This is a genomic window from Mycobacterium sp. 852002-51971_SCH5477799-a, assembly GCF_001667145.1.
Lineage (GTDB): Bacteria > Actinomycetota > Actinomycetes > Mycobacteriales > Mycobacteriaceae > Mycobacterium.
The window spans coordinates 23,394-30,677 of the sequence record NZ_LZIF01000124.1 but is presented as its reverse complement, the minus strand read 5'-3'; the positions used below and the strand labels follow the sequence as shown (position 1 = coordinate 30,677).

At 66.6% G+C, this 7,284-nt stretch carries 7 protein-coding genes and 1 tRNA gene; 1 reads left to right on the top strand and 7 read right to left on the bottom strand.

The features are described from left to right. The 4 genes from A5753_RS23375 to A5753_RS23360 all read right to left on the bottom strand — a co-directional run. On the bottom strand, window positions 1-1,067 hold a 1,067-nt coding region (locus A5753_RS23375; protein WP_067134289.1), incomplete at its 3' end, for a hypothetical protein. Window positions 1,068-1,310: 243 nt separating this feature from the next. Next, a complete protein-coding gene (locus tag A5753_RS23370; protein ID WP_231990156.1) occupies window positions 1,311-3,275 on the bottom strand; it encodes a hypothetical protein in 1,965 nt (654 codons plus the stop codon). Between the two features lie 132 nt (window positions 3,276-3,407). Next, window positions 3,408-3,980 carry a dCTP deaminase gene (gene dcd / locus A5753_RS23365; protein WP_067134285.1) on the bottom strand — a complete coding sequence of 191 codons (573 nt, stop codon included), beginning with the start codon at window positions 3,978-3,980 and terminating at the stop codon, window positions 3,408-3,410. A 29-nt stretch (window positions 3,981-4,009) separates the two neighbouring features. Further along, window positions 4,010-4,645: a hypothetical protein gene (locus A5753_RS23360; protein ID WP_067134297.1), complete on the bottom strand. Its 636-nt coding sequence runs from the start codon at window positions 4,643-4,645 to the stop codon at window positions 4,010-4,012. 170 nt (window positions 4,646-4,815) lie between these two features. On the opposite strand from A5753_RS23360, the gene A5753_RS23355 reads away from it, so the two are divergent. Further along, window positions 4,816-4,889, top strand: a tRNA-Gly gene (locus tag A5753_RS23355). A gap of 385 nt (window positions 4,890-5,274) precedes the next feature. On the opposite strand, the gene A5753_RS23345 is transcribed toward A5753_RS23355, so the two are convergent. The 3 genes from A5753_RS23345 to A5753_RS23335 form a co-directional block, all read right to left on the bottom strand. Then, the gene (locus A5753_RS23345) at window positions 5,275-5,829 is read right to left on the bottom strand and encodes a DUF2231 domain-containing protein (RefSeq protein ID WP_067134283.1); all 555 of its coding nucleotides are present in this window, start codon (window positions 5,827-5,829) and stop codon (window positions 5,275-5,277) included. Window positions 5,830-5,920: 91 nt separating this feature from the next. Beyond that, window positions 5,921-6,493 carry a hypothetical protein gene (locus A5753_RS23340; RefSeq protein WP_156656211.1) on the bottom strand — a complete coding sequence of 191 codons (573 nt, stop codon included), beginning with the start codon at window positions 6,491-6,493 and terminating at the stop codon, window positions 5,921-5,923. A gap of 81 nt (window positions 6,494-6,574) precedes the next feature. After that, on the bottom strand, window positions 6,575-7,234 hold the full coding sequence (locus A5753_RS23335; RefSeq protein ID WP_067134280.1) for a cutinase family protein: 660 nt from the start codon (window positions 7,232-7,234) through the stop codon (window positions 6,575-6,577). Window positions 7,235-7,284: the final 50 nt, after the last annotated feature.

The following is a 7,284-nucleotide window of genomic DNA, read 5'->3' as shown; positions in this document are numbered from 1 at the left end:
GGGGCGACGATGTTCTGGTTGGGGCTGGGCCGTAACGCGACGGTCGGACGGATGCTGATCGCCAGCGCGATCTCCAGCGCAACCACCGCGGCGATGAAGATCACCGCCAGCGAGCTGCTGACCAGCAATAAAGACTTGCGCCGACGCGCGCGTTCATCCAGAGCGATCAGGGTTTTGGCGTCGGCGTCTTCGTCGCTCACGGCGCTGTAGGCGACGTTGGTCTTGCCCTTGTCGGCGTCGGCGGCCAGGGCCTCGATGTGGCTGCGGTACTCGGGCTGATACGCCGGAAGCAGGCCGGGATGCTGCCCGGCGAGCAGGAGTGGGTCGACCTCGCCGGTGCCCGGATCGAGCGCGTAGGCCAGCGCCGCGGTCGATGACGCGAACAGCGGCGCATTCGCCGAAGCCAGCGCCGCCCCTCGCGCCAGAGCCATCTCCGGCTCGTCGGGCACGGACAACTCGAGTGAAGTCGCCGCTTCCAAAACCGGCTTGATCAGCGGGATATCGACACCGGAGCCGACGAGAACCAGTCCTTCCGGGTGCGCTTCGAGCGCGTCGGCGCTGGAGGCCATGTCGACGAGTTCGGCTACCGCCTGGTCTTCGTCGTCCGCGAGCGTTCTGCGCCGCACCTCCGAGACTGAGCCGTCAGCGGTGTCGACCACGGCCAGGGTTGCGCTGTAAGGCTCGACGAAGAGCAACGCGGTGCGCGCGTAGTTGGTGGTGTCACCGACAGCCTGCGTCAGCGCGGCCGCGGCCATGAAAGCCGAGACCAGCATGACGTTCTCGACCTTGTGCGAGATCAGGGCATCGCGCAGCATCGCCGCTTCGACATGATCGGTCCACGTCACACCCGTCGAAAGCAGTTGGTAGCCGCCGTCGGCGGCGCCTTCCCGGGTGCCGAGAATTGCCGACACCACTTCGTTGGGGGCCGTGTTGGGCACGGCAGTGCGGTGGGTGTCGACGTCGAAGTCGTCCTCGTCGACGGTGACCCCATCGGCGCTCTCGCCTTCGACCAGCACCATGCGCACCTTCGTCGGCGTCATCGAGACGCCGAGCACGATGCCCACCACCGCTTACGCTCCTCCTTGCCGGATTTGCTGTGTCGCTCCACTCGGCAACGCCACTATTCACCGATCGCCAGTGATTTCGTGCCGATAGCAGAGCGAGACCTGCACGCCCGCATATGTTGCTGGGCTGATGAAATTCTGGCGGGTGAGGCGGCATCTTTTGGCCAGCCTCAATACCCCCGACCCTACTCGTGTGATGTTGGCAGTGACCGGCGTCGGTCGCTGTGGGTTGGTTGACAATCCGGACTAGTGGCGCCCACCGCCGCCACCGCCGCCACCGCTGTGGCCGCCACCGAAGCCGCCGCCGCCACCGCCGAAGCCGCCAAGACCGCCACCGCCGCCAGGAGCCGGCGCATGACCACCACCGAGGCCGGGAAAGCCGCCGCCGCCAGGAGCCGGCGCGTGACCACCGCCGAGGCCGGGGAAGCCGCCGCCGCCAGGAGCCGGCGCGTGACCACCGCCGAGGCCCGGAAAACCGCCGCCCGGACCGCTACCGGGGGCTGGGACATGCCCGCCGCCGAGGCCGCCCGGACCGCCCGAACCAGGCAGGGGAACGTGACCGCCCGGACCACCGGCGCCAGGCGCCGGAACGTGACCGCCGCCCAAACCGCCCGGACCGCTACCAGGCGCTGGGACATGCCCGCCGCCCAAACCGCCCGGACCGCCCGAACCAGGCAGGGGAACGTGACCGCCCGGACCACCGGAACCCGGCGTCGGAACGTTACCGCCTCCCAAACCGCCCGGCCCGTTCTCGCCAGGCGTCGGATTGTGGCCGCCGCCGTAGTTACCGGGGCCGCTCGGCTTGGGTGGGGTGCCTTCGCCCGGCGGCGTCTGATGCGGCGGAGACTGCGGGATGGTGACCTGTGGCGGCTGGGGGATCCGCACCGGCGGCTGGGGCTGTATGGGCTGCGGGATGGACAGGCGCGGGGCCTCCAGCATCGGGGGGCTTTCGACCGGGTCGGGCAGCGGGATGCGGATGGGCACCGGAACCGGCACCGGAGGAACGACGACGGGAACCGGAGCCACCGGAGCCACCGGGGCCGCGGGCAGCGGAGGAGCCGCCGGCGGCGGAGCCGCGGGCAGCGGCGCGGCGACTGGCGGGCTCACCGGCTGGGGTGCGGCCGCCGGGGCGGGCAGGCTGATCTTCGCCAGCGGTTCGGACGCTTGCACCGGCGCCGGGGCCGGCGCCTGCTCGGGAACGATCAGGTGCTGACCCGGAGTGGGCTGCAAGGCAACGGTTCCCGTCGTGCGGATGCCGATCGCCAGCGCGATCTCGAGCGCCAGCACAGCGCTGATCCCGACCACCGCCAACCCGCTGCCGACCAACAGGGCCGGCCGCCGCTTCGGCTGGCTCGCTTCGGGAAGGAAAAGCTTTTCGATGACGACGGTCGGCGAATCGGCGTCGTCGTCCCCTACTGCGCTGTAGGCGAGCTCGTCGTCGCCGGGTGCCTGCCCGAACGGGACATAGAGGTACTCGGGAAGCGAGTACTGGTCGACGGCGCCGGTACCGGGATCTTGCGCGTAGGCCAGCGCCGCGGTCGACGAGGCGAACAGCGGCGCGTTCGCCGACGCCAGTGCCGCGCCGCGAGCCAGCGCCGTTTTCGGCTCCTCGGCCACACTCACGTCGAGGTACGTCGTCGACTGCAACACCGGCTGCAATGGAGCGACGTCAACGCCGGAGCCGACCAGAAACAGGCCTCCCGGCAGCAGTTCCAGCTTCTCCACCCCGGCGACCATCGCGCTGAGCTGCTGTCCAACGTCGCCGTAGGACTCGGCGTCGATCCGTTGTTTGTAGACGTCCGGGATGGAACCGTCGGCGGTCTCGACGACCGCCAGGGTCGCGGTGTCGGGCTCCACCAGCAGAACGGCGGTGCGCTCGTAACCCATTGCCGCGCCGACATTTTGCGCAAGCGCCGCAGCGGCCAAGAACGCCGAGACCAGCATTACGTTGTCGATCCGGTGAGCGGTCAGCGCGTCGCGCAGCGCCGCCGCTTCGAGTTGATCCGTCCATGTCACGCCGACGGACGACAGCTCGAGGCCGGCATCGACCGCACCCTCGCGGGTGCCCAGGATGGCGGAGACCACTTGATCGGGCCCAGGCGTCGTAGCCGCATCCTCGACGTCGGTGACGTCGAACGTGTCCTCTTCTACCGTGGCGCCGTCGGCGTATTCGCCTTCCAGGACGACCATTTCGATCGATGACGGTGCCATCGACACCCCGAGCACGATATCCAATACAAACCCCTCCAAAGGTATTGCACGATGAACCATGGCCAGGCGGAGGAAAAAAACCATGGCTAACTAAGTATCGCCCACACGAGGACCGAGAGAGCCCCTCAGAACCTATGTAGTCCTTATGAAGTTCTGATAGGAGCGCGACGGTGTAGGTCCCCGCTGGCCCTGATACTTCGAACCAACTTGCGTACTGCCGTAAGGGTGTTCAGCGGGACTGGTCAACCGCAGGATGCAGAGTTGACCGATCTTCATGCCCGGCCACAGGGTGATCGGCAGGTTGGCGACGTTGGACAGCTCCAGCGTGATGTGCCCACTGAAGCCGGGGTCGATGAACCCGGCGGTCGAGTGGGTGAGCAGGCCGAGGCGGCCCAGCGACGACTTGCCCTCCAGGCGACCGGCGAGGTCGTCGGGCAAGGTGATGAGTTCCAACGTCGAGCCGAGCACGAACTCGCCGGGATGCAGCACGAACGGCTCGCCGGCGGCGGGTTCGACCAACGTGGTCAGCTCGTCCTGCTGCTTGGCGGGATCGATATGGGTGTAGCGGGTGTTGTTGAACACCCGGAACATGGTGTCGAGCCGCACGTCGATGCTGGACGGCTGCACCAGGCTGCCTTCGAACGGGTCGATGCCCAACCGCCCGGCGGTGAATTCGGCCCTGAGGTCGCGATCGGAGAGCAGCACGCGACGAGCCTAGCTTCTGCCGATCGCGCTCAGCGGAGATAGACCTCGCTGCCGGTGGGATATCCGCCGCCAGTGGTCGTGACGTGCACGTGGTCGTAGTGGCCCAGCCGGCTCGTCTGCGCACCATTGGGCGTGTAGTAGACGCCCCGCCAGATCGCATCCTGGATGCCGAACCGGTCGGCGTTCTGCAGCACGTAGGCAACGATCGCGTTGCCCAGCGCGATGCCGCCGGCCGATTGCGGGTCGGGAATCATGACATCGAGCGCCAGGCCCAGGGGGTGCCACGGCAACGGGTCGGGGCGCACTCCCCCGATCTCGTGGATTTGGGGGAAGTCCGCGGTAATGCTGCGGGCGGTGAGGATCGTCCGGATCTGCAGGCCTTGTTCGGGGGCGATGTCGGCGGTCAGGAAACGGGCCCGGGTGTGATAGCGCGACGCCGCGGTCGGCTCGCCGTCGGGGGTTCCTCTGATAAGCCGATTCGCTGCTGCGGTCACGATTTGCACGCAGCACGGGGCAGCCTCGCTGATAACGGGCTTGGCTTCGGTATGGGGCGCGGAAGGATGGACGTCTGCGGACACCGCGAAGAACGCTGCCGCCGGGGCGAGCACCGCTGCCAGGGCCGCTGACGGTTTACGTCGCTTCCTGGCTAATCTGTGTCGACCCACCTCGAGCACATTACGGTGCGATAACGAAATAATAAATATGGGTAAGTGAATTTGTGAAAGGAATAACTCTGTTCCGGCGTGGGCGGCACACTGCGGGCGCTGCAACCCGTGTATGCGAGCTTCCTGACCTCCGCGCCTGACGCTGAGTGCTAGCCTTCCTTGGCGACAGTGCCGATGTAGTTCAATGGCAGAACATCAGCTTCCCAAGCTGAATACGCGGGTTCGATTCCCGTCATCGGCTCCACGATGGCCTGCGGGCACGCCGTTCAAACTGTTCGAAATCTGGCTGAGTGTCACGGGGTTTTCACAACCCGGTTGAAAGTGTCACCGGCCGCCCTCAGAGCGTCGTCCTGCGAGTGCGCGTACCGCCTCATAGTCAGCGACGCGTCTGTATGCCCGATCCACGCGGCGATCACCGCCACCGGCACGCGCGGGCCGCGCGTTGGGTGGCATAACGCCGGCGCACTTGCTGCCGCTTACCGGTCTCGGGATTGATCCCGGCGTCGACCGTGAGTTGGTACCGCAACGGTTTGGCTGTCTTGCGGTCGGTTATCAAATTTTCTTAATCTGTCGCGGTAGCTGCTGCCGACTCATTCGACTTGGGGTGAAACGCGGCGACCGTCCCGAGTTTAGCCGCGCCCCTTCTCGGGCGGCGGTATACCTGCACCAGCGTTCGCTGAGCGGTAACCGTCGGCCTGGGCAGTCTCGGTTACCACGCGCACCCCGTAGCGGTAGGAGAGCATGCCACCCAGAAAGCCGGATACGACGAGGGCGGCAATGCTGACTATCGATAGCACCAGCGGCCCGATACCTACAGCACCTTGCTGCGGGTAGTCAGGGTATCGCCAAAAAAAGTTGGCAATGAACGCGGCAACGACCGACAAGTTCAACGCCATATGCAGCAGACCAGTCCGGAAGGCAAGCGTTCTCCTTGGGATCGCAAAAAGGTCAAGCAGGCCGAACATTGCCGCGAGCAGCGCGCCGATGACGCCGATGGCGATTAGCCACTGCGAGGCCTGCGTTAGGACGCCCGGTCGGCCGACAATGTGGGATGCGATATCCAAGACCAAGCTGGACACCCACGCCCCGATGGGAATCGTGACGAAGATCGGGTGCAGCGGGTGGCCGTAAGGGCCGGCCAAGGGGCTGATTGGTCGTTTCGCGTGCTCCAACTCGGTACTCATTAGTCACCTCCACACACGGCATGGGACAACGGGGGCAGGGTCGTATATCGAATAGCGCCTTCGCCCGCAGCCTTACCACGCTGCGAGTCGCCTAAACATCCGGAGGATATTGCGGCACACCGCAGCCGTCGGCCGAAGATACAAGAAACCATGAACCAGCCGGACGCTGCCGCGGCTGACGGACGACGCCGAGCGCACTGCCCCAGGCCACGGTGGCGAGGTGGCCTGCGTTGCAATGGCTGAGCAGCCGCAGCGGGCGGCGATCGCACAGCGCGAGCACGACCTCGGCGGCGTGGGCCGATGCGGCGCGGTTGAGGCGTTCGTCCTCGTCGAGGATTTCCAGCGCTTCGGCGAGAACGGCTTCGGCGCCCTCATCGACTTTCTCGAGCGCGCGCGCGACTCCCCAGCTGAGGTTGACAGCGGTCGGTAGTGCCTTCGCGACCCGTTCGGCCGCAGCCCGGATGTCGCCTCCCTCGCGGGCCGCGAGCACGACGCCGAGCGCCCCCGCCGCGCCGAGCGCCGGGGCGCCGCGCACGGCCAGGCGGCGGATCGCGTCGATCAGCTCGTCGACGGTGCGCAGACTGAGCACGCGGTAATCGGCCGGCAGCGCGGTCTGGTCAATGATCGTGACCGCGTCGTCGTCCCAGTCGATGGTCCTGCGCACGAGCCGACCCTAGCCCTGGTCAGCACAAGGTTGCGCCGCTCGTGACCAACACTTTCTGAATGACGCTGGACGCTTTCGCATCTAGAGCTTGCCGGCGACGAAGCTAGCGGCCTGATCCACCAGTCCGGAGTCGATGTATGAGGGCTGCAGATGCGACGGCCAATTCGTGCCTCTTCCGCAGATGGGATCGCCGGCCGCGCACTGGTCGATCGTCTTACCGGCAAAGGCAGGGGCGAGTCGCCGAGTGCCATTACCGAACAAGGCGACCGCCGCGATGTGCTGATCCACGCCCGGCGGCAATGGGTTGGTGAACCCTAATGCCGCGCGGCCCCCGGTAACGAGATCAGCCACCTCGGCACCCAACGAATAGCCGCCGAGCACCATGCGGGTGTTCGGGCAACTTCCGGCCATAAATTGCACATGGGCGCTCATATCGTTGGCGCCACTGACGGTGGTTATGTTGGCGGGGTAGTTAACTCCATAAACGCCGACCGACATACGCGTCTTGGCGCGCAGTGAATTGACGAATGCGTCGCCGACTGCGCCGACGCCGGGTGGTTCCTCTCGGCCGCGAGCGAAGACCACTTCGGCATCGGGGCACGCCGCCGATGCCGCCGGAATCAGCGCCGGTATCGGAAACGGCGTTGCTGCCAGGGCGATCACCGACGCCGCGGCGAGCAGGACGGCGGCCGCCAGGCTGAGGATACGATGCGCGCCCGGTGGTATCGCGACAAGCCTCATGACGCGATATTACGGATTTAACGACAATGCGTGACCAATCGCGTCTCCTG